Here is a 22,045-nt window from a genome sequence, read left to right on the forward strand (position 1 = left end):
ATGGGTTCGGTTCGCGTAGCCATCGTCGGCGTGGGCAACTGCGCCGCCTCGCTGGTCCAGGGCGTCGAGTACTACAAGGACGCAGACCCGGACACCAAGGTCCCGGGCCTGATGCACGTCCAGTTCGGCGACTACCACGTCGGTGACGTCGAGTTCGTCGCCGCCTTCGACGTCGACGCGAAGAAGGTCGGCCTCGACCTCTCGGACGCCATCGGCGCCAGCGAGAACAACACCATCAAGATCTGCGACGTGCCGAACAAGGGCGTCACCGTCCAGCGCGGCCACACCCACGACGGCCTGGGCAAGTACTACCGCGAGACCATCGAGGAGTCCTCCGAGGCCCCGGTCGACATCGTCCAGATCCTCAAGGACCGCCAGGTCGACGTCCTCATCTGCTACCTGCCCGTGGGCTCCGAGGACGCCGCGAAGTTCTACGCGCAGTGCGCCATCGACGCCAAGGTCGCGTTCGTCAACGCCCTCCCGGTCTTCATCGCCGGCACCAAGGAGTGGGCGGACAAGTTCACCGAGGCCGGTGTCCCGATCGTCGGCGACGACATCAAGTCGCAGGTCGGCGCCACCATCACGCACCGTGTGATGGCGAAGCTGTTCGAGGACCGCGGCGTCCGTCTCGAGCGCACCATGCAGCTCAACGTCGGCGGCAACATGGACTTCAAGAACATGTTGGAGCGTGACCGCCTCGAGTCCAAGAAGATCTCGAAGACGCAGGCCGTCACCTCGCAGATCCCGGACCGTGAGCTGGGCGAGAAGAACGTCCACATCGGCCCGTCGGACTACGTGGCGTGGCTCGACGACCGCAAGTGGGCGTACGTCCGCCTCGAGGGCCGCGCCTTCGGCGACGTCCCGCTGAACCTGGAGTACAAGCTCGAGGTCTGGGACTCCCCGAACTCGGCCGGTGTCATCATCGACGCCCTGCGCGCCGCGAAGATCGCCAAGGACCGCGGCATCGGCGGCCCGATCCTCTCCGCGTCGAGCTACTTCATGAAGTCCCCGCCGGTCCAGTACTTCGACGACGAGGCCTACGCGAACGTCGAGAAGTTCATCAAGGGCGAGGTCGAGCGCTGACCGAGAGGTCGAGCCCTGACCGAGGCAGAGCGCTGAAAGCTCTCTCCTTGCCGCTTGTCGAGGGTCCCCGGGCATTCCGCCCGGGGACCCTCCGCGTATGTGAGGCTGTGCTCCATGGCTGTCGTCGGTGACCTGCGGATACTGCTGCGACTGCGGGATTTCCGGCGCCTGCTCGTCGTACGGCTGCTCTCCCAGGGGGCCGACGGCGTCTACCAGGTCGCGCTCGCCACGTACGTCGTCTTCTCCCCGGAGAAACAGACGTCACCGGGCGCGATCGCCTCCGCCATGGCGGTGCTGCTCCTGCCCTACTCGCTGATCGGTCCCTTCGCGGGCGTGCTGCTCGACCGCTGGCAGCGTCGTCAGGTCTTCCTCTACGGCAACCTCCTGCGGGCCGTGCTGGCGTCGCTGACCGCGGTGCTGATGCTGAGCGGCGTGCCCGACTGGCTCTTCTACGTCTCCGCGCTCTGCGTCACCGCCGTCAACCGTTTCGTGCTCGCCGGTCTCTCGGCCGCACTGCCCCGCGTGGTCGACGCCGACCGCCTCGTCCTCGCCAACTCCCTCTCGCCGACCGCGGGGACGCTCGCCGCGACCGCCGGCGGCGGCCTCGCCTTCGTCGTCCGGCTGGTGGCCGCGGACTCGGACGCGGCGGTGGTGCTGCTCGGCTCTCTGCTCTACCTCTGCGCGGCCCTCGTCTCGCTGCGCATGGCCCGTGAACTCCTCGGCCCCGATCCGGAGCTCGTGCCGCCACGGCTCGCGGCCGCGCTGGCCGGCACGGCACACGGACTCGCGGCGGGAGTACGGCACCTGACGCGACGCCCCGCGGCCGCCCGCGCGCTGGCGGCGATGACGATGATGCGGTTCTGCTACGGCGCGCTGACGGTCATGGTCCTGATGCTCTGCCGGTACGCGTGGTCGTCGACGGAGCCCGACGGGCTCGCGCTGCTCGGAGTGGCCCTGGGGGTCTCCGGCGCCGGTTTCTTCGTGGCGGCCCTGGTGACGCCGGCCGCGGTGGGGCGGTTGGGGGCGGGCGGCTGGATCATCGCCTGCGCGGGAACGGCCGCGGTCCTCGAACCGGCGCTCGGGCTCACCTTCGCCCCCGCCCCGCTGCTCGTCGCCGCCTTCGTCCTCGGCCTGACGACTCAGGGCGCGAAGATCGCCACGGACACGGTGGTGCAGTCCTCGGTGGACGACGGCTTCCGCGGCCGGATCTTCTCCGTCTACGACGTCCTCTTCAACGTGGCGTTCGTCGGCGCGGCGGCGGTCGCCGCCCTGATACTGCCGCCGGACGGCCGCTCGATACCGCTGGTCGTCACGGTGGCTCTGGTCTACGCGGCGATTGCTGGGGCTATGGCCCGCTTTGACGCGCAGTAAGTGTCACATCAGTGACACAGAGCCCTTCTGGACTTCAGAGTTCCCACTCGGCCCGGATAACTTACGGGCGTCGTATTCGCGCCATCGCGCTTCCGTTCGAGGGGGACCCCCAAAGTGACCACTCCGCCGCCCCAGGGCCAGACTCCGTACCCGCCCCAGGGCCAGAACCCCTATGGGCAGCCGCAGGGCGGCGTCGCTCCGTACGGCCAGCAGGCCCCCGCAGCCCCCTACCCGCCGCAGCAGGGCCAGCCGGGTGGGCCGACGGCCCCGTACCCGGCCTTCAACCAGGGCGGCCCCGTCCCCCCGCCCCCCGCGCCGCGGCGCGGCGGCAAGAAGCTGCTCCTGCGCATCGGCGGATTCATCCTGGTCGCGATCCTCATAGGCATCGGCAAGTGGCAGTTCAGCAAGAGCGACGCTGAGTCCATCTCCGTCGGCAGCTGCATGCACAACAAGGGCAGCCAGATCACGCCAGATCTGGAAGAGGTCGACTGCTCCTCGGGCGACTCCGAGTTCAAGGTCGTCGAGAAGTTCGACGGCACCAGCGACAGCACCAAGTGCGAGGCCGTCAAGACCTCCGAGATCGCCTACTACCAGAGCGGCAAGGGCCATAACGTCGTGCTGTGCCTGAAGAAGGCCTAGTAGCGAACAGCAGGAACAACTGAGGGGCGTTGTTTCACGGTTTCACGTGAAACAACGCCCCTCGGCGTAATGAGGGCGGAGTGGGTGTTTCACGTGAAACATCCGCCCCGCCCTCTCGCATGACGTCGACTCAGTCCTGGGTCGCCCACCACTCCTTGAGCGCCGCCACCGCCGCGTCCCGCTCCATCGGTCCGTTCTCCAGGCGCAGCTCAAGCAGGAACTTGTAGGCCTTGCCGATCACCGGGCCCGGGCTGACGCCCAGGACCTCCATGATGTCGTTGCCGTCGAGGTCGGGGCGGATCGAGTCCAGTTCCTCCTGCTCCTGGAGGCGGGCGATGCGCTCCTCCAGGCCGTCGTACGCGCGGGACAAGGCATTCGCCTTGCGCTTGTTGCGCGTCGTGCAGTCGGAGCGGGTCAGCTTGTGCAGCCGCTCCAGGAGGGGGCCCGCGTCCCGTACGTAGCGACGTACGGCCGAGTCCGTCCACTCGCCCGTGCCGTAGCCGTGGAAGCGCAGGTGGAGCTCGACCAGGCGCGAGACGTCCTTCACGAGCTCGTTGGAGTACTTGAGGGCCGTCATGCGCTTCTTGACCATCTTGGCGCCGACCACCTCGTGGTGGTGGAAGGAGACCCGGCCGTCGCTCTCGAAGCGTCGTGTCCGGGGCTTGCCGATGTCGTGCAGCAGCGCGGCGAGCCGCAGCGTCAGGTCGGGACCGTCCGCCTCCAGGGCCATCGCCTGCTCGAGAACGATCAGGGAGTGGTCGTACACGTCCTTGTGGCGGTGGTGCTCGTCCCGCTCCAGGCGCAGCGCGGGCAGCTCGGGCAGGACCCGCTCGGCGAGCCCCGTCTCGACGAGGAGGGCCAGGCCCTTGCGCGGGTGTGCGGAAAGGAGCAGTTTGTTCAATTCGTCCCGCACACGCTCCGCGGAGACGATGTCGATGCGCTCGGCCATCGCCTTCATCGCGGCGACGACGTCGGGAGCCACCTCGAAGTCCAGCTGCGCGGCAAAGCGCGCGGCCCGCATCATCCGAAGCGGGTCGTCCGAGAAGGACTCCTCGGGCGTGCCTGGGGTGCGCAGCACCCGGTCCGCGAGGTCCTCCAGCCCGCCGTGCGGGTCGACGAACTCCTTCTCGGGGAGCGCCACGGCCATCGCGTTCACGGTGAAGTCACGGCGCACGAGGTCTTGCTCGATGGAGTCGCCGTAGGACACCTCGGGCTTGCGCGAGGTCCTGTCGTACGCCTCTGAGCGGTACGTCGTGACCTCGACCTGGAAGCTCTGCTCGACGTCCCCGACGCGGGCCTCCTTCTGGCAGCCGACCGTGCCGAAGGCGATCCCGACCTCCCACACCGCGTCCGCCCACGGCCGGACGATCTTCAGTACGTCCTCGGGGCGGGCGTCGGTCGTGAAGTCCAGGTCGTTGCCGAGCCGGCCCAGCAGGGCGTCCCGGACCGAGCCGCCGACCAGGGCGAGGGAGAACCCGGCCTCCTGGAAACGGCGGGCGAGGTCGTCCGCGGCAGGGGACACCCGCAGCAGTTCGCTGACCGCGCGGCGCTGCACCTGGCTCAGTGCGCTGGGATTGTCTTCATTGGCGTTCGGCACAACAGAAAAGGGTACGTGCACCGGACGCCGGCGGCCGACCCGATTCCCGCCCGGCCCCACGGGCCCCGCGCCGCCGCTCCGGACAGCTCTTCCGATCACGTGGAGCAGTCCGCGGCACTTCGCCACAGCGCGCATCGTTACCATGCGTGGACGCACATCCGACGACCACTGACGACGAGGGACGGGCGAACGCGTGGCCGAGGCGGCAGACTTCCCGGGGACAAGCCCCTCACCTGCCCGCCGGTGGCTGCGGCGCACCGCAGCACTGCTGGTGGGTACCCCTTTGCTGGCCGGGCTGCTGCAGGTCCCGGCGGGGCCGGTGGCGCACGCCGAGCCGGGCACGAAGGCGGCCACCGGCGTGCCGGGCGCGAAGGCCGAGGCGACCGGCTCCCGCACCGTCGACGTCTCTGTGGACTCGCTCACCCCCACCGCTCCCGGCGAGAGCGACACGGTCACCGTTTCGGGCACGGTCACGAACAACGGCAAGCAGACGGTGACCGGCGCCCAGGTCGGGCTGCGTGTCGCGCCGCTCAACTCACGCAGCTCCATCGACAGCGCCGCGAAGCGCACGGGCTTCCAGCCCGGATCCGAGGGCACGGAGGTCGGCGGGAAGTACGTCGACAAGTTCAGCAGGCTCGCTCCCGGCGTGCGACAGGACTTCAGCATCTCCGTACCGGCGAAGGAGCTGCCGCTGGGCTCCGAGGGCGTCTACCAGCTCGGCGTGGCCCTCACCGGGCAGACCGCCGCCCAGGCCTACCCCCAGGTCCTCGGCATCGAGCACACCTTCCTGCCGTGGCAGCCGGACGCCGCCTCCACGAAGACGAAGACCACGTACCTGTGGCCGCTCACCTCGACCAACCACCTCACGGCGAAGACCGGATCCGACGAGCAGCAGACCCCCGTCTTCAAGAACGACGACCTGGCCAAGGAACTGGCCACGGGCGGGCGCCTGGAACAGCTCCTGTCGCTCGGCAGCAGCCTGGACGTCACCTGGGTCGTCGATCCGGACCTGCTCTCCTCGGTCGAGGCGATGACGAAGAGCTATCGGATCGAGAACCCCGACGGGAAGACCACCAGGGCGGGCAAGCACCAGACGCTCGCCAATCAGTGGCTCAACAGCCTCCAGTCCGCCGTCAAGGGCAAGAAGGTCGTGTCCCTGCCCTTCGCCGACCCCGACCTCGCCTCCCTCGCCCACACCGGCAAGACGGTCTCCGGCTCCCTCGGCCACCTGAAGGAGGCCACCGAGGTCGGCGCCGGCGCGGTGAAGGCCATCCTGCAGGTGAAGCCGAGCACGGACTTCGCCTGGCCCGCCGACGGCGCGATCGACCCGTCGATCGTCGACGTCGCCACCTCCGCCGGTGCCCATACGGTGATCGCCCGCAGCGACAGCCTGCGCGAGACCGGCGGTCTGTCCTACTCGCCGTCCGCGGCGCGGCCGATCGGTGGCGGCACGACCGCCGTGGTGGCCGACGCGCGCCTTTCCACGGCCTTCCAGGGCGACATGACGGGAGCGGAGGACTCCACTCTCGCCGTCCAGGAGTTCCTCGCCCAGAGCCTGATGATCAATCTGCAGGATCCCGACCGGCAGCGGAACATCGTCGTCGCCCCGCAGCGCATGCCCACGGCGAGCCAGGCCCAGGCCATGCACAAGGCGCTGTCGACCCTCGGCGACGAGAAGTGGTCCCAGCCGCAGGACCTGGCCGCGGCCGCGAAGGCCAAGCCGGACCCGGACGCCACCACCCAGGTCCCGTCGGCCGGGTCCTACCCCGCCGCCCTGCGCAAGCAGGAGCTGCCGCAGCTGGCCTTCGAGGCCATCCAGAACACCCAGAGCCGGCTCGAGCGTTTCCAGGTGATCCTCACCGAGAAGGACCGGGTGGTCACCCCCTTCGGCAGGGCCATAGACCGTGAGATGTCCACGTCCTGGCGCGGCCGCCCGACCGAGGCCAAGGCCTACCGGCGCAGTGTCGGGAGCTACCTGAAGGACCTCACCAGGCAGGTCTCCCTCATCCAGCGGTCCGACGCGAAGCTCTCCGGCCGCAGCGCCACCATCCCGATCTCCGTGCAGAACAACCTGGTGCAGGACGTCGAGCACCTGGTCCTGCGTCTGTCCTCGACCAACCCCACGCGTCTGAAGGTGGGCGACGGGCAGTTCGAGGAGAAGCAGATCAAGATCGCGGGTGGCCACTCCCAGTCCGTGAAGTTCACGACCACGGCCAACGCCAACGGCCCGGTCCCGGTCTACGCCCAGCTGTACACGGAGGACGGCGAGCCGTACGGCGACGTCGTGCGCTTCGACGTCAATGTCACCGAGGTCACCCCCGCCGTGATGCTCGTCATCGCCGGCGGTCTCCTGCTGCTCGTGCTGGCCGGGTTCCGGATGTACACGCAGCGCAAGCGCGCGGCCCGGAAGCGGGCCCAGGAGGCGCCGGGAACGGGCCCGGGCGACGGCCCGGAGGGCGGATCCGGCAGCGAGCCGGGCGAGGGCGACCCCGAGCAGCCGAGTGACCCGACACCGGACACCGCCCCGGAAAGCACCGACCCGTCCGACACGGGTGAGAGAGTGGAGCGTTGAGCGATGTCGTGGCCGGTGGGCCCGGGGACGATGAGGTGGGGTAACCATGAACGCGCCGTACGACGGTGACCGTGGCCAGGGCACGGGTGGCTCCGCTTCTCCCGAGGACCTGCCGCCCGGCTCTCCCGAGCACGGGCAGGTGCCGCCGCAGCCCGCGCCGGACATGTACCTCCAGGACGCCTACGACCAGGATCCCTACCGGGCGCAGGACCTCTCCGCCCAGGATCCGGTGACCGAGGCGCTCTACGACCGCGCGGTGCACCCACCGCCGCCGCCGGGCACCTACCCGCAGCAGCCGCTCTACGGCCAGCCGCCCGCCCCGCCACACGCTCCGGACCCCCGCAGGTGGGCGCAGACCCCTGCCCCCGAGCCGGAGGGCCCGACCCGGCACCTCCCGTACGGCGACGACGCCCGTACGACGCAGTTCGTGGGCGTCGACGACCTGGTCACCCAGGCCGGCGAGGAGCGCCACGAGCCGGACGCCTTCGCCCACCTCTTCCGCGACCAGCAGCCCGGCGGGTACGGCGGCCGACAGGCCGACTACCAGCAGGACGCGTATCCCCGTGAGGGCTACCAGCAGGGCGGCTATCAGCAGCAGGCCGGGTACCCGCAACAAGGCGGTTACCCCCAGCAGGGCCATCCGCAGGGCGGTTATCCGCAGAGCGCCTACCAGCAGGGCGGCCACCCCGAGGACAACGGATACCCGCAGGACAACGGCTACCCCCAGGGCAACGGCTACCAGCAGGGCAGCGAGTACCACCAGGACGGCGGCTATCCGCAGGGCAACGGCTACCCGCAGCCCGTCGACGGTGGCTACCCGCCCGCCGCCGAGCAGCCGATCGTCCCGGCGCCCGCCGCCGCTCCGATGACGGATCCCGCGCCGGAGCCCGCCGCGCCGCCGCCCGCCCCCGCCGGCAAGTCCGGCGGCCGTGCGTCGAGCCTGCTGAAGTCGAGCGCGGTCATGGCGGCCGGCACGCTCGTCTCCCGCCTCACCGGCTTCATCCGCTCCGCCCTGATCGTCTCGGCGCTCGGTGTCGGTCTGCTCGGCGACACCTTCCAGGTCGTCTACCAGATCCCGACGATGATCTACATCCTCACCGTCGGCGGCGGCCTCAACTCGGTCTTCGTGCCCCAGCTGGTGCGCTCCATGAAGGAGGACGACGACGGCGGCGAGGCCTACGCCAACCGTCTCCTGACGCTCGTGATGGTGGCGCTCGGCGCGCTCACCGTCCTGGGCATCGTCCTGGCACCGCAGCTGGTCCGGGTGATGTCGGTGCCGGTCGCGGACGACCCGGCGGCCACCGAGGTCGGCGTCACCCTGCTCCGCTACTTCCTGCCCTCGATCTTCTTCATGGGTGTGCACGTGGTGATGGGGCAGATCCTCAACTCGCGCGGCAAGTTCGGCGCGATGATGTGGACGCCGGTCCTGAACAACATCGTCATCATCTCGACGCTCGGCATGTTCATCTGGGTGTACGGGTCGTCGGCCGAGTCCGGCATGACGGTGAACAGCATCCCCCCGCAGGCCGAGCGCCTCCTCGGCGTCGGCGTCCTGCTCGGTCTGGTCGTACAGGCGCTGGCGATGATCCCGTACCTCCGCGAGACCGGCTTCCGGCTGCGCCCCCGCTTCGACTGGAAGGGCCACGGTCTCGGCAAGGCCGCCAAGCTCGCCAAGTGGACCATTCTCTTCGTCCTCGCCAACCAGGCGGGCGCGATCGTCGTGACGCAGCTGGCGACCGCGGCCACCACCGACCTGCCCGCGACGAGCGGCATCGGCTTCGCCGCCTACGCCAACGCCCAGCTCATCTGGGGCCTCCCGCAGGCCATCATCACGGTCTCCCTGATGGCGGCCCTGCTGCCTCGGCTGGCCCGGTCCGCGCACGACGGTGACACCGGCTCCGTACGCGACGACATCTCACAGGGCCTGCGCACCACGGCGGTCGCGATCGTCCCGATCGCCTTCGGATTCGTCGCGCTCGGCATCCCGATGTGCACCCTGATTTTCGGCTCCTCGGGCAGCGCACAGGCCACGAACATGGGCTACATGCTGATGGCCTTCGGCCTCGGCCTGATCCCCTACTCCGTGCAGTACGTGGTGCTGCGCGCGTTCTACGCCTACGAGGACACCCGCACGCCCTTCTACAACACGGTCATCGTCGCGGCCGTCAACGCCGCCGCCTCCGGCGCCTGCTACATGCTGCTGCCCACCCGCTGGGCGGTCACCGGCATGGCCGCCGTCTACGGCCTCGCGTACGCCATCGGTGTGGGCGTCGCCTGGCGCCGGCTGCGCAAGCGCCTCGGCGGTGACCTGGACGGCGCCAACGTCCTGCGCACCTACGCCCGCCTCGGGATCGCGGCGCTGCCCGCGGCCCTGCTCAGCGGCGGCGCCGCCTACGCGGTCACCCAGGGGCTCGGACAGGGTGTCCTCGGGTCGCTGGCGGCCCTGCTCGCAGGTGGCGTGGTACTGCTCGGAGTCTTCTTCGTCGCCGCGAAGCGCATGCGGATCGCGGAGCTCAACTCGATGGTCGGCATGGTCCGCGGCCGTCTCGGTCGCTGAGATGAGCGGCCGCGCACAACCATCGCCAGCCACCGTGTGTCGTGCATAGCACCAGACTGTGGGCACAATTGGCTTTGGCGTCCGACGTAGCGCAATGGATGGGGAGGCAGGAACGACGGTGGCGGAACGGAGCACGGCTGCCGTCGACGTGGCAGACACCAGCGGCGACGAGCCGCTGGCCGCCAAGGCGGAGAAGGCCACGGCCGACGGGGTGGCCCAGACCCGGGAGCGGGACACGGCAGCAGACGAAGACGGGGCGGACAACGACAAGTCCACGAGCCGCGGGGCCTCCTCACCCCCCGAACTGCACAGTGGCCACAAGCTCGCCAGACGCTATCGCCTCGAGGAGTGCGTCACCCGTCTGGACGGATTCAGCAGCTGGCGTGCGGTCGACGAGAAACTCCGGCGTGCCGTCGGCGTGCATCTGCTGCCCGCCGACCACCCGAGGGCCCGCTCGGTCCTCGCCGCGGCCCGTTCCTCGGCGCTGCTCGGTGACCCGCGTTTCGTGCAGGTCCTGGACGCGGTCGAGGAGAACGACCTCGTCTACGTGGTCCACGAATGGCTCCCGGACGCCACGGAGCTGACCGCGCTCCTCGCCGCGAACCCGCTGGAGGCCCACGACGCCTACCAGCTCGTCAGCCAGGTCTCGCAGGCCATGGCCGCCGCGCACCGCGAGGGGCTCGCCCATCTGCGGCTGACCCCGGGCGCCGTCCTGCGCACCTCCACCGGCCAGTACCGCATCCGTGGCCTGGCCGTGAACGCCGCCCTGCGCGGCATCAGCTCCGAGACCCCGCAGCGCACGGACACGGAGGCGATCGGCGCCCTCCTGTACGCCTCGCTGACCCAGCGCTGGCCGTACGAGGAGGACGCGTACGGCCTCTCCGGGCTGCCCAAGGACGTCGGGCTCATCGCCCCCGACCAGGTGCGCGCCGGCGTCCACCGCGGCCTGTCGGAGCTCGCCATGCGCGCGCTCGTCAACGACGGCGCGACCGCGTCCCGCCAGGACCCTCCGTGCACCACTCCGGAGGAGCTGGTGAAGGCGATCGGCGAGATGCCCCGCATCCGCCCGCCGGAGCCCGCGTTCACCGCGCCGCCGGAGTACCAGCGCACCACGTACCAACAGGGGACGTACGGCCGCACATCGGCACATCCGGGGGTCACCCAGGTGGTGCCCGCGCCCCCGCCTCCGCTGCAGAGCCGTACCGGCAAGGTGCTCAAGTGGGGCGTCTCCGCCCTGCTCATCGCCGCGCTCGGGCTGGGCAGCTGGCAGCTGGCGGACGCCCTGATGGACCGTGAGAACTCCAGCGACCCCGGCACCACGCACACCAATGAAGGCGGCGAGAAGGGCCAGCCCAAGCCCGCCAAGCCGATCGCGATCAAGGGCGCCCAGGAGTTCGTCGTGTCCGGCGGGGCCCAGGCGCCGGGAGACGTCGACAACACCTACGACACCGACGGGTCCACGCTCTGGCGGACCAAGACGTTCAATGAAGGGCCGAGGCTCGCCCCGTACAAGCCGGGTGTCGGTATCGTCTACGACCTCGGATCGGAACAGAACGTCTCCGAGGCGTCGATAGCCCTTCACTACGGCGGTGACCACACCACGGTCGAGCTGTACGCCGCGGACTCCCTGACGCCCTCGACGGATGTCTCCTCCCTGAAGAAGATCGGCACTGCCACCACGTCGGGCCAGACCCTGAAGATCAAGGCGAAGAAGCCCGTGAAGTCGCAGTACGTGCTCCTGTGGATGACGGAGGTTCCGCGTTCTGCTGCCGAGGGGTATTACCGGGCGGGGTACAAGCAGGCGATCACCGACGTGAAGCTCAAGGGCTAGAAGGCCCACCACGGCTCACGGGGGGAGGCGGTTCGACGGTGGACGACACCGCGCACGGCGACATGAGCGACAAGGACCTCCTCGCCCGCCATGTCGCGGGCGACAAGGACGCCTTCGGCGAGATCGTCCGGCGCCACCGCGACCGCTTGTGGGCCGTGGCGCTGCGCACCCTGGGGGACCGCGAGGAGGCGGCCGACGCGGTGCAGGACGCGCTGGTCTCCGCCTACCGCGCGGCCCACACCTTCCGGGGGCAGTCGGCCGTGACGACGTGGCTGCACCGCATCACGGTGAACGCCTGCCTCGACCGGGCGCGTAAGGCGGCCTCCCGTAAGACCTCCCCGATCGACGACGCCGAACGCCTCGAGCAGCTCCTGGAGCCGGAGGAGTCCGCCGCAGCCCCGGTGGAGCGCGGAGATCTGCACCGGGAGCTCGTGGAGGCACTGGGCACCCTCCCTCCCGAGCAACGGGCCGCGCTCGTCCTGGTCGACATGCAGGGCTACCCGGTGGCCGAGGCCGCCGACGTGCTCGACGTCCCCACCGGCACGGTCAAGAGCCGCTGCGCTCGCGGGAGAGCCAGACTGCTGCCACTCCTCACCCATCTGCGGACGGAATCCCCTCCCGGTGATGCGGATGGCGGCACCCCCGCGGACGACGGCCACAGCAAGAAGCCCCGCGCAGAAAGGAACCGGACGCAGGAGCCATCCGTCCCACCGGCAGCAGGGCCACGGGATACGGGAACGAGCGATTCAGCTGCTGTGAAGGGCGGAGGTGGGCGAGCGTGACGACCACGACCGACTCGTCCGGGCACCCGGACGTCGCTGAGATCTCCGACCTGGCCGAGGGGCTCCTCTCTCCGTCGCGTACGAGCGAGGTGCTCAGCCACCTGGCCGGCTGTGACCTCTGCGCCGACGTCCACGCCTCACTGCAGGAGATCCGCAGCCTGCTCGGCACCCTGCCGGGCCCGCCGCGCATGCCGGATGACGTGGCCGGGCGCATCGATGCCGCGCTGGCGGCCGAGGCACTGCTGGACTCCGCGACCTCCGACGGCATGCCGACAGAAGCGGTCCCGGAGCCCGTGGCTGTGGGTTCGGCACCCGCGACCGCGCATGTTTCACGTGAAACAACGCCCACCCCTGCGCCCTCCGGGGCTACCGACCGCCCTGCCGGTCATTCCCGTGCGGCCACCGGTCCGGGGCGCTCGGGCCGGCTGCGGGGCACCCGCCGACGCACCGCCGTGCTCGGCGCCGTCTTCACCGCGGCCGCCATCGGCCTCGGCACCCTGCTGACGCAGACCATGGGGAGCGATCCCACCGGGACGACCGGGTCCGCATCGGAACGGCCGAACGCCGCGGAGGTCTTCTCCGGGAAAGAGCTCAAGACCCACGTCGCCGATCTCCTCGACAAGAACCACGTCAGGAAGTCTCCGGGGAAGTCGGAGGCGTCGACGCCGTCCTTCGCTCCCCGTTCCAGCCCGGAGTCGCCCAACAAGGACTCCACGCTGCGAGCGGTCGAGGTTCCGGAATGCATCCAGCGCGGCATCGGTGACAGGACTCCGCTCGCCGCCGAGGAGGGCTCATACGAAGGCAAGCGCGCCTACCTCGTCGTGGTGCCCCATGAATCCGACAGCGGCATGGTCTCCGCGTACGTCGTCGATGCAGCCTGTGTGGGGAAGTCCTCGCCGTCCGCGGGCAAGGTTCTCGTGACCCACGCTTACCCGCAGGGCTGACGTCCCAGGGTTTATCGCCGCGCCGTTGCGCGGGCGCTCGGCGCTGCTGCCAGCGGTCTTGTGGCGCAGGGCACTCTCCCTCCTCGCCCGCTCCCGTGCGCGCGTACGTGTCGGGGAATGCATGCCCCGTAGGATCCGTTGGGTGGGGTGAGAGTCCTGATACAGGTACCCCGCCAGCAGTACGCAGCAGTCCCCAGAGACGAGGAATCAAGCCGTGACCGACGTCCGTAACGTGATCATCATCGGCTCCGGGCCCGCCGGCTACACGGCGGCGCTCTACACCGCGCGCGCGTCGCTGAAGCCGCTGGTGTTCGAGGGCGCCGTCACCGCCGGCGGTGCGCTGATGAACACCACCGAGGTGGAGAACTTCCCCGGCTTCCAGGACGGCGTCATGGGCCCCGAGCTCATGGACAACATGCGGGCCCAGGCCGAGCGCTTCGGCGCCGAGCTCGTACCCGACGATGTCGTCGCCGTCGACCTCAGCGGTGAGATCAAGACCGTGACGGACACCGCCGGGACCGTGCACCGCGCGAAGGCCGTCATCGTCACCACCGGCTCCCAGCACCGCAAGCTGGGCCTGCCGAACGAGGACGCCCTCTCCGGCCGCGGTGTCTCCTGGTGCGCCACCTGTGACGGGTTCTTCTTCAAGGACCAGGACATCGCCGTGATCGGCGGTGGCGACACCGCGATGGAGGAGGCCACCTTCCTCTCGCGCTTCGCCAAGTCCGTGACGATCGTGCACCGCCGTGACACCCTGCGTGCCTCCAAGGCGATGCAGGAGCGTGCCTTCGCCGACCCGAAGATCTCGTTCATCTGGGACAGCGAGGTCGCCGAGATCAAGGGTGACCCGAAGCTCGAGGGCCTGACGCTGCGCAACCTGAAGACGGGCGAGACGTCCGCGCTGCCGGTGACGGGCCTGTTCATCGCGATCGGCCACGACCCGCGCACCGAGCTCTTCAAGGGCCAGCTCGAGCTGGACGACGAGGGGTACCTGAAGGTCGACGCACCTTCGACCCGGACGAACCTGACCGGTGTCTTCGGCGCCGGTGACGTCGTCGACCACACCTACCGTCAGGCCATCACGGCGGCCGGCACCGGCTGCTCGGCCGCTCTCGACGCCGAGCGGTTCCTGGCGGCGCTCTCCGACGCCGAGGCCCCGGAGCCCGAGAAGACCCCGACCGCCAGCGTCTGACCCGTACCCTTCCCCCTGCACCACCCCGAGAAATGAGGAGCCCGCAGTGGCCGGCAACCTGAAGAACGTGACGGACGCCTCCTTCGACGAGGACGTCCTCAAGAGCGACAAGCCCGTCCTGGTGGACTTCTGGGCCGCTTGGTGCGGCCCGTGCCGTCAGATCGCCCCGTCCCTCGAGGCGATTGCCGCCGAGCACGGCGACAAGATCGAGGTCGTCAAGCTCAACATCGACGAGAACCCGGCGACGGCCGCCAAGTACGGCGTCATGTCCATCCCGACCCTGAACGTCTACCAGGGTGGCGAGGTGGCCAAGACCATCGTGGGCGCCAAGCCGAAGGCCGCGATCGTCCGCGACCTCGAGGACTTCATCGCCGAGTAATCAGCGACGATGTTTCACGTGAAACACGAATGGACCAGTCCCTCCGGGGGCTGGTCCATTCGTCGTTCGGCGACCCGGTCGCCGGGCTCATAGCGGTCGGAGCGCAGGCTCCTTCTGGACCGCCCCCAGCAGCCGGTCGAGCGCCAGCTCGACGTCCTCCTTCCAGGAGAGCGTCGTGCGCAGTTCGAGCCGCAGCCGCGGATAGGCGGGGTGCGGGCGGACCGTCTTGAAGCCCACCGCCAGCAGATGATCCGCGGGCAGCAGACAGGCCGGCTTCTCCCAGCGCGCGTCCCCGAAGACCTCGATCGCCTTGAAGCCCCTGCGCAGCAGATCCTTCGCCACCGTCTGGACCATCACCCGGCCCAGGCCCTGCCCCTGATAGCCCGGCATGATCCAGGCGGTCATCAGCTGCACGGCGTCCGGGGCCACCGGGCTCGTGGGGAAGGCCGTGGAGCGCGGTACATACGCCGGCGGCGCGTAGAGCACGAAGCCCACCGGCATGTCGTCGACATAGACCACCCGGCCACAGGACCCCCACTCCAGGAGGACGGCGGAGATCCACGCCTCCTTCTCCAGCTCCGGGGTTCCCGCCTTTACCGCGGCCTGGCCGCTGACCGGGTCCAGCTCCCAGAAGACGCACGTCCGGCACCGTTCGGGGAGATCCGGGAGGTTGTCCAGTGTGAGCGGTACGAGCCGACGCCCCATGAACGCGATTCCTCATTTCCCTCGGCCGCCGTACAGCGGGCGGCGGTCAGAGCGCTGCGTTCCCTGAGCAGGCTGCCGACGAACCCGCCGACCGCTCCCAGCCCGAGGCTCGCGGTCATCAGTCCGGTGCGGCTCATCGTTCGCATGACCCCTGCCTCCCCCATGAGGTGCCGTCAGGTGGATGCGCCATACCCGAACGCATCGTATCCACGATGTGATTGCATCGAAACCGTAAGAAAGCAAAGAGCAGGCCGTGTTCCGGTACAGACCGGACACGGCCCGCTCTCGCGGTGCCGGACTCTGCGGCTCAGGCTTCCCGGTCTCCGGACATACCCTCGGAGGTGTCGTCCGAGTCGTCCTCGGCCAGACCGTTCTTCAGCACGGGTCCCTCTCCCGGGGCCAGCGTGCTGAGGATGCGCTCCAGGTCCTCCAGAGAGGCGAAGTCAACGACGATCTTCCCCTTCTTCTGGCCCAGGTCCACCCTGACCCGCGTCTCGAACCGGTCGGAGAGGCGCGTGGCGAGGCCGGACAGTGCCGGCGAAACACGGGCTCCGGCGCGTGGCCCCTTGGCCTTCGGGGCGCTCTGCGGCCGCGACCCCATGAGGGTCACGATCTCCTCGACGGCACGCACCGAGAGGCCTTCGGCCACGATCCGGTGCGCAAGACGGTCCTGCTCCTCCGAGTCCTCGACGGAGAGCAGTGCGCGGGCGTGGCCCGCGGAGAGGACTCCGGCGGCGACCCGGCGCTGCACGGCCGGCGAGAGCTTCAGCAGGCGCAGCGTGTTGGAGACCTGCGGACGGGACCGGCCGATGCGGTCCGCCAACTGATCGTGCGTGCAGTTGAAGTCCTTGAGCAACTGGTCGTAGGCGGCGGCCTCTTCCAGCGGGTTCAGCTGGGCGCGGTGCAGGTTCTCGAGCAGCGCGTCCAGGAGAAGCTTCTCGTCCTCCGTGGCCCGGACGATGGCGGGGATCCGCTCCAGGCCGGCCTCCCGGCAGGCCCGCCAGCGCCGCTCACCCATGATGAGCTCGTAGCGCGCGGGGCCCAGCTGCCGGACGACGACCGGCTGGAGGAGCCCGACCTCCTTGATGGAGGTCACCAGCTCGGCGAGTGCGTCCTCGTCGAACACCACACGCGGCTGCTGCGAGTTGGGCGTGATGGAGTCCAGCGGCAGCTCGGCGAAGTACGCCCCGGCGACCGTCTGATGCTCCGTCGGCGCCTCTGCGGCTTGGCGAGGCGGCTCGACCGTTTCATGGGAAACAGAGCTCTGGGGGAGCGCTGTCACCTTCGCGGCCGCGACCCCGCGCTCGGCCGTCAGTACCGGCACCGCCGAGGGGGAAGCAGATGCTCCACCCGCACTCGGTGGGGGCTGCTTCTCCGTCGGGGCCGCAGGGATCAGGGCGCCGAGGCCTCGGCCCAGTCCTCTCCGTCGCTCGCTCACTGCATCCCCTCCGTCGTGCTGTGCTGGTCGTTCTGAGCGCCCACGTGGGCGTGCTGGGCGTCGTAGCGCACTCCGACCCCGCGCAGCGCGATTTCTCGTGCCGCTTCGAAGTAGGAGAGGGCCCCACTCGACCCCGGGTCATAGGTGAGCACCGTCTGGCCGTAGCTCGGCGCTTCGGAGATACGGACCGACCGCGGAATGCTCGTCCGCAGGACCTCCTCGCCGAAGTGGTTGCGCACCTCGTCCGCCACCTGGGAGGCGAGTCGGGTCCTGCCGTCGTACATGGTGAGCAGGATCGTCGACACATGCAGGTTCGGGTTCAGGTGTCCGCGGACCAGATCGACGTTCCGCAGGAGCTGACCGAGCCCTTCCAGTGCGTAGTACTCGCACTGGATGGGGATCAGCACCTCCGCACCGGCCACCAGGGCGTTGACCGTCAGCAGGCCCAGGGACGGCGGGCAGTCGATGAGGATGTAGTCCAGCGGCTGCTCGTACGCCTGGATTGCCCGCTGCAATCGGCTCTCCCGCGCCACCAGCGACACCAGCTCGATCTCCGCACCGGCGAGATCGATGGTGGCCGGGGCGCAGAAGAGTCCCTCGACATCGGACACCGGTTGCACGACGTCGGAGAGCGGCTTGCTCTCCACCAGCACGTCATAGATGGACGGCACTTCGGCGTGATGGTCGATACCGAGAGCCGTGGAGGCGTTGCCCTGCGGGTCCAGGTCGATCACCAGGACGCGGGCGCCGTGCAGAGCGAGCGAGGCGGCGAGATTGACGGTCGTCGTCGTCTTGCCCACCCCGCCCTTCTGGTTGGCGACCACCATGACGCGGGTCTGCTCGGGGCGGGGCAGGCCTTCGCCTGCGCGGCCGAGCGCTTCTACTGCCAGTTGGGCAGCACGACCGATGGGTGTGTCGTCCATCGGGGTCGGTGTTTCACGTGAAACATCCTCCCCCGCCGACTCGGTACGGGGACCGGGGACCGGATCGGTCATCGGTCCCGCGATGTTGGCGTCGGACCGCAAGGATTCACTCTCCTCGACATCAGGCTCGCAATGAACAGAGCCTCCCATGCTTTGAGGGTCATGAACCAGCGAGGCCCGGTCTTCTGTGGACGAATCCACCTCTGTGGAAAACTCCGTGCCCTTATCGAGGGAACCGAGTGGCCGGCGGTCGCGAGGTTCCGCAGCGCGGCCGCGACTGATGATGCCATGCAGCAGTGAGCGACGTTTCACGTGAAACACGATGCACGGCAGCCGGGGTGCCGCTGGTGCGACACCCCGGTATGCGTACGTTTGGCAGCTTGTGTGGAGTACGGCTCGTCGTCAGGACGGATCAGCGACGCCGACTGGAGAGCGGCAGGTAGCGCGCCTCAGCGGCGTCGGCGCGTGCGGCCGGTGCGGGCGGCCTTGGCGCGCTTCGCTGCGAAGCGCACACCGCCGGGGCTCTCTCCGACCTCGACCCGGACGACCGTGGACTGCGGGTCCACCACGCCCTCGCCGACCTGCAGCACCGAGGTGTCCACCGCGCCCAGCTTGCTGAGCGCGGCGCCTGCCGCCTTCACCTCTTCCTCGGCGGTGTCGCCCTTGAGGAGCAGCATCTCTCCGTACGGACGGAGCAGCGGGACGCCCCATGCCGCCAGTCGGTCCAGCGGAGCGACGGCTCGCGCGGTCACCACATGGACGGGAGGCAGCTTGCCGAGGACTTCCTCGGCACGGCCCCGCACCACCGTGACGTGGTCGAGGCCGAGCAGCTCGACGACCTCAGTGAGGAAATTCGTGCGCCGCAGCAGCGGCTCCAGGAGCGTGATCTTCAGATCCGGACGGACCAGGGCCAGCGGGATGCCCGGCAGGCCGGCGCCCGAGCCGACGTCGCAGACGGTGACGCCCTCGGGCACCACCTCGGAGAGCACCGCACAGTTCAGCAGGTGTCGCTCCCACAGCCGTGGCACTTCGCGGGGACCGATCAGGCCTCGCTGCACTCCCGCGTCGGCCAGCAGTTCCGCGTACCGGACCGCGTCCGAGAAGCGATCACCGAATACCGTCCGGGCCTCTTCGGGCGCCGGGGGGAGTTCCGCTGCCTCCGTCACGGGGGCCGTCCTTCCGTACCGCACTGGGGGTGGCTGTCTATCAGGCTGACAAAGATCGGCCCCGCCTGCGAACAGACGGGGCCGGAAAACGCTGTGCCGATCAGGCAGGGAGAACGACGACGAAGCGCTGCGGCTCCTCGCCCTCGGACTCGCTGCGGAGGCCGGCAGCCTTGACCGCGTCGTGCACGACCTTGCGCTCGAACGGCGTCATCGGCTCGAGCTTGGCGGGCTCGCCGGAGCTCTTCACCTCGGCCGCGGCCTTGGCACCCAGCTCCGAGAGCTCCTCGCGCTTCTGGGCGCGGTAGCCCGCGATGTCCAGCATCAGGCGGCTGCGGTCACCCGTCTCGCGGTGGACGGCGAGACGCGTGAGCTCCTGCAGGGCCTCCAGGACCTCACCGTCACGGCCGACGAGCTTCTGCAGATCGCGGCTGCCGCTGTCGCTGATGATCGAGACAGCGGCCCGGTCGGCCTCGACGTCCATGTCGATGTCGCCGTCGAGGTCGGCGATGTCGAGCAGACCCTCGAGGTAGTCCGCGGCGATCTCGCCCTCCTGCTCGAGGCGGGAGAGGGTGTCGCCGGCCTCGGCTGCGGCGGAGGTGGTGGTGCCTTCCGTCACTGGATGGGCTCCTTCTACTTCTTGGAGGACGGGTGCTTGGGCCGCTGCTGGCCCTTGCGCTGCTGTCCCGACTTGGCTCGGCTGCGCTGACCGGCGCCAGGCTGGTTGCCCTGCTTGTTGGTGCCACCGGCCGGCTTGGTCTGGGGGGAAGCGTCCTCGGGCTCGGCCGCGGTCTTCTCCAGCGAAGGCTTCGTCTCCGAGGAGACGTCCGCCTTCGTGGCGCCCGCCGCCTGCGTCGTGGCGGTCTGGCGCTTGGACTTGCTCTGACGCTTGGGCTGCTGGCGCTTCGGGGCGCCTTGGCCGGGCGTGCCGTCCTCGCTCTCGGTGAGGACGGTGGTGTCGCTCTCCACCACGGTGCCGTCGGCCTGGGCCGCGAGGCCCGCCTTGGTCAGACCGTTGATGAACTTGCGCTCGAACTCGTTGCGGTCCCGGCCCTTGGCGACGATCGCCTTGATGATGTTCGTGTTGCCACGTCCCCGCACCTTCTTGTTGTGCGCGATCTGCTTCTGCAGGCGCTCCAGGAAGGCGGCCTGGGCCTTGGAGCCGGGGGTGGGGTTACGGCGGATCACGAACATCTGCTGGCCCATGGTCCACACGTTGGTGGTCAGCCAGTAGACGAGGACACCGACAGGGAAGTTGATGCCGAAGACGGCGAACATGACCGGGAAGACGTACATCAGCATCTTCTGCTGCTGCATGAAGGGCGTCTTGACCGTGGTGTCCACGTTCTTCGTCATCAGCTGGCGCTGCGTGAAGAACTGCGACGCCGACATCATGACGATCATGACCGCGGTGACGACCCGGACATCCGTCAGGGTGGCACCGAGGGAAGCGACCTTGTCGGCACCGTCGGTGAACTTCGCGGCCAGCGGGGCACCGACGATGTGGGCCTTACGCGCGCTCTCCAGGAGCTGGTCGTCGATGACGCCGATCGTCTTGCCGGTCGCGATGCCGTTGAGCACGTGGTACAGCGCGAAGAAGAACGGCGACTGGGCCAGGATGGGAAGGCACGAGGAGAGCGGGTTGGTGCCCGACTCCTTGTACAGCTTCATCATCTCTTCGGACTGGCGCTGCTTGTCGCTCTTGTAGCGCTCCTGGATCTTCTTCATCTCGGGCTGCAGCGTCTGCATCGCCCGAGTCGCCTTGATCTGCTTCACGAAGAGCGGGATCAGGCAGATCCGGATGAGGATCACCAGGGACACGATGGACAGGCCCCAGGCCCAGCCCGTGTCGGGACCGAAGATCTTCCCGTACACCGAGTGGAACTGGACGATGACCCACGAAACTGGTGTCGTGATAAAGCTGAAGAGACTGGCAATCGTGTCCACTAATCAGGCTCCTTGAGCATGGGACGGGGTCTCGGTCTCGGCGGCCGTTCCCGGGGGAAGATCTCCGGTCGGGGCGCCTGCGGCGGAGGGCCCGCCCTTGCGTTCGCGCCAGGCAGCGCGCAGCATCTCGTGCCACCGCGGACGCTTGCGCGGCGGAACATGGTCGACACCACCGAGCGACCACGGATTGCACCGCAGGATGCGCCAGGCAGTGAGCGCCGTTCCCTTGATCGCACCGTGCCGGTCGATGGCCAGGTAGCCGTAGCGAGAACACGACGGGTAGTACTTGCACACCGGGCCCAGCAGCGGACTGATCGTCCACTGGTACAGCTTGATCAGAGCCAGCAGCGGGTACTTCATCGCGCGCCCCCTCCCAGCAGCCGCTCCAAGGCGGCATCCAGGTCTCGGGCCAGCTGTGCATGGTCGGCGTCACCCGATCCGGGCAGCGCTCGTACTACTACCAGGCTACCGGGGGGCATCTCGGCCACCCGGTCGCGCATCAGATGACGGAGTCTGCGCTTCACGGCGTTGCGTACGACCGCTCCGCCCACGGCCTTGCTGACGACGAAACCCGCACGTGTCGGGGGAGAGCTCTCCCCCGACACGTGCGGGTCCGTTGCGCCGCTACGCAGATGGACGACGAGAAGCGGGCGTCCGGCCCGGCGTCCTCGGCGTACCGCGGTCGCGAAGTCTTCGCGCCGCCTCAGCCGATGCTCGGTAGGCAGCACGACGTCATGACCTGATGCGATTAGGCGGAAAGGCTGGCGCGACCCTTGCCACGACGGTTCGCGAGAATCGCGCGGCCGGCACGGGTGCGCATCCGCAGGCGGAAGCCGTGGGTCTTGGCGCGACGACGGTTGTTCGGCTGGAAGGTGCGCTTGCTCACTCGGGGGCTCCAGAAATGATTCGGTGGTGGCGGGAC

The 22,045-nt window shown here is 69.3% G+C and carries 20 protein-coding genes; 10 read left to right on the top strand and 10 right to left on the bottom strand.

The window, feature by feature from the left end:
• From ACZ6B8_RS13460 to ACZ6B8_RS13470, 3 genes are all read left to right on the top strand, one after another.
• Window positions 1-1,083 carry an inositol-3-phosphate synthase gene (locus ACZ6B8_RS13460; RefSeq protein WP_471088480.1) on the top strand — a complete coding sequence of 361 codons (1,083 nt, stop codon included), beginning with the start codon at window positions 1-3 and terminating at the stop codon, window positions 1,081-1,083.
• Between the two features lie 114 nt (window positions 1,084-1,197).
• The gene (locus ACZ6B8_RS13465; RefSeq protein ID WP_471607317.1) at window positions 1,198-2,454 is read left to right on the top strand and encodes an MFS transporter; all 1,257 of its coding nucleotides are present in this window, start codon (window positions 1,198-1,200) and stop codon (window positions 2,452-2,454) included.
• Between the two features lie 114 nt (window positions 2,455-2,568).
• Window positions 2,569-3,093, top strand: a complete 525-nt coding sequence (locus ACZ6B8_RS13470) for an LppU/SCO3897 family protein (RefSeq protein ID WP_471088484.1) — start codon at window positions 2,569-2,571, stop codon at window positions 3,091-3,093.
• A 130-nt stretch (window positions 3,094-3,223) separates the two neighbouring features.
• Here ACZ6B8_RS13470 and ACZ6B8_RS13475 read toward each other — a convergent pair whose 3' ends face one another.
• A complete protein-coding gene (locus tag ACZ6B8_RS13475) occupies window positions 3,224-4,690 on the bottom strand; it encodes a CCA tRNA nucleotidyltransferase (protein ID WP_471088486.1) in 1,467 nt (488 codons plus the stop codon).
• A gap of 193 nt (window positions 4,691-4,883) precedes the next feature.
• Between ACZ6B8_RS13475 and ACZ6B8_RS13480 the strand changes: the two genes are divergently transcribed.
• From ACZ6B8_RS13480 to trxA, 7 genes are all read left to right on the top strand, one after another.
• The gene (locus tag ACZ6B8_RS13480) at window positions 4,884-7,262 is read left to right on the top strand and encodes a DUF6049 family protein (protein WP_471088488.1); all 2,379 of its coding nucleotides are present in this window, start codon (window positions 4,884-4,886) and stop codon (window positions 7,260-7,262) included.
• A gap of 46 nt (window positions 7,263-7,308) precedes the next feature.
• Window positions 7,309-9,819 carry a murein biosynthesis integral membrane protein MurJ gene (murJ, locus tag ACZ6B8_RS13485; protein ID WP_471607318.1) on the top strand — a complete coding sequence of 837 codons (2,511 nt, stop codon included), beginning with the start codon at window positions 7,309-7,311 and terminating at the stop codon, window positions 9,817-9,819.
• Between the two features lie 118 nt (window positions 9,820-9,937).
• The gene (locus ACZ6B8_RS13490) at window positions 9,938-11,650 is read left to right on the top strand and encodes a protein kinase family protein (protein WP_471088492.1); all 1,713 of its coding nucleotides are present in this window, start codon (window positions 9,938-9,940) and stop codon (window positions 11,648-11,650) included.
• A gap of 38 nt (window positions 11,651-11,688) precedes the next feature.
• The gene (gene sigM, locus ACZ6B8_RS13495; RefSeq protein ID WP_471607319.1) at window positions 11,689-12,432 is read left to right on the top strand and encodes an RNA polymerase sigma factor SigM; all 744 of its coding nucleotides are present in this window, start codon (window positions 11,689-11,691) and stop codon (window positions 12,430-12,432) included.
• Entirely contained in the window at window positions 12,429-13,376 is a 948-nt protein-coding gene (locus ACZ6B8_RS13500; RefSeq protein WP_471607320.1) for an anti-sigma factor family protein, read from the top strand. Before sigM ends, ACZ6B8_RS13500 begins: the two co-directional genes overlap by 4 nt.
• Before the next feature lie 214 nt (window positions 13,377-13,590).
• Complete coding sequence (trxB, locus tag ACZ6B8_RS13505) at window positions 13,591-14,568, top strand: thioredoxin-disulfide reductase (RefSeq protein WP_471088498.1); 978 nt, start codon at window positions 13,591-13,593, stop codon at window positions 14,566-14,568.
• 46 nt (window positions 14,569-14,614) lie between these two features.
• Window positions 14,615-14,947 carry a thioredoxin gene (gene trxA, locus ACZ6B8_RS13510; RefSeq protein WP_355812115.1) on the top strand — a complete coding sequence of 111 codons (333 nt, stop codon included), beginning with the start codon at window positions 14,615-14,617 and terminating at the stop codon, window positions 14,945-14,947.
• Between the two features lie 87 nt (window positions 14,948-15,034).
• On the opposite strand, the gene ACZ6B8_RS13515 is transcribed toward trxA, so the two are convergent.
• The 9 genes from ACZ6B8_RS13515 to rpmH form a co-directional block, all read right to left on the bottom strand.
• Window positions 15,035-15,652, bottom strand: a complete 618-nt coding sequence (locus ACZ6B8_RS13515) for a GNAT family N-acetyltransferase (protein WP_471088500.1) — start codon at window positions 15,650-15,652, stop codon at window positions 15,035-15,037.
• Between the two features lie 307 nt (window positions 15,653-15,959).
• Complete coding sequence (locus ACZ6B8_RS13520) at window positions 15,960-17,090, bottom strand: ParB/RepB/Spo0J family partition protein (protein WP_471088502.1); 1,131 nt, start codon at window positions 17,088-17,090, stop codon at window positions 15,960-15,962.
• Entirely contained in the window at window positions 17,087-18,163 is a 1,077-nt protein-coding gene (locus ACZ6B8_RS13525) for a ParA family protein (RefSeq protein ID WP_471088790.1), read from the bottom strand. The genes ACZ6B8_RS13520 and ACZ6B8_RS13525 overlap by 4 nt, the downstream gene beginning before the upstream one ends.
• 299 nt (window positions 18,164-18,462) lie before the next feature.
• Entirely contained in the window at window positions 18,463-19,179 is a 717-nt protein-coding gene (rsmG, locus tag ACZ6B8_RS13530) for a 16S rRNA (guanine(527)-N(7))-methyltransferase RsmG (protein ID WP_471088504.1), read from the bottom strand.
• Between the two features lie 100 nt (window positions 19,180-19,279).
• Window positions 19,280-19,795: a Jag family protein gene (locus tag ACZ6B8_RS13535; RefSeq protein WP_471607321.1), complete on the bottom strand. Its 516-nt coding sequence runs from the start codon at window positions 19,793-19,795 to the stop codon at window positions 19,280-19,282.
• Window positions 19,796-19,809: 14 nt separating this feature from the next.
• Window positions 19,810-21,123, bottom strand: a complete 1,314-nt coding sequence (gene yidC / locus ACZ6B8_RS13540) for a membrane protein insertase YidC (RefSeq protein ID WP_471088508.1) — start codon at window positions 21,121-21,123, stop codon at window positions 19,810-19,812.
• Between the two features lie 3 nt (window positions 21,124-21,126).
• Entirely contained in the window at window positions 21,127-21,483 is a 357-nt protein-coding gene (yidD, locus tag ACZ6B8_RS13545) for a membrane protein insertion efficiency factor YidD (RefSeq protein WP_384252516.1), read from the bottom strand.
• A complete protein-coding gene (gene rnpA / locus ACZ6B8_RS13550; RefSeq protein ID WP_471088510.1) occupies window positions 21,480-21,851 on the bottom strand; it encodes a ribonuclease P protein component in 372 nt (123 codons plus the stop codon). Before rnpA ends, yidD begins: the two co-directional genes overlap by 4 nt.
• 20 nt (window positions 21,852-21,871) lie before the next feature.
• Entirely contained in the window at window positions 21,872-22,009 is a 138-nt protein-coding gene (rpmH, locus tag ACZ6B8_RS13555) for a 50S ribosomal protein L34 (protein WP_006381191.1), read from the bottom strand.
• Window positions 22,010-22,045: the final 36 nt, after the last annotated feature.

It is taken from the genome of Streptomyces sp. NPDC041122, from assembly GCF_055592445.1.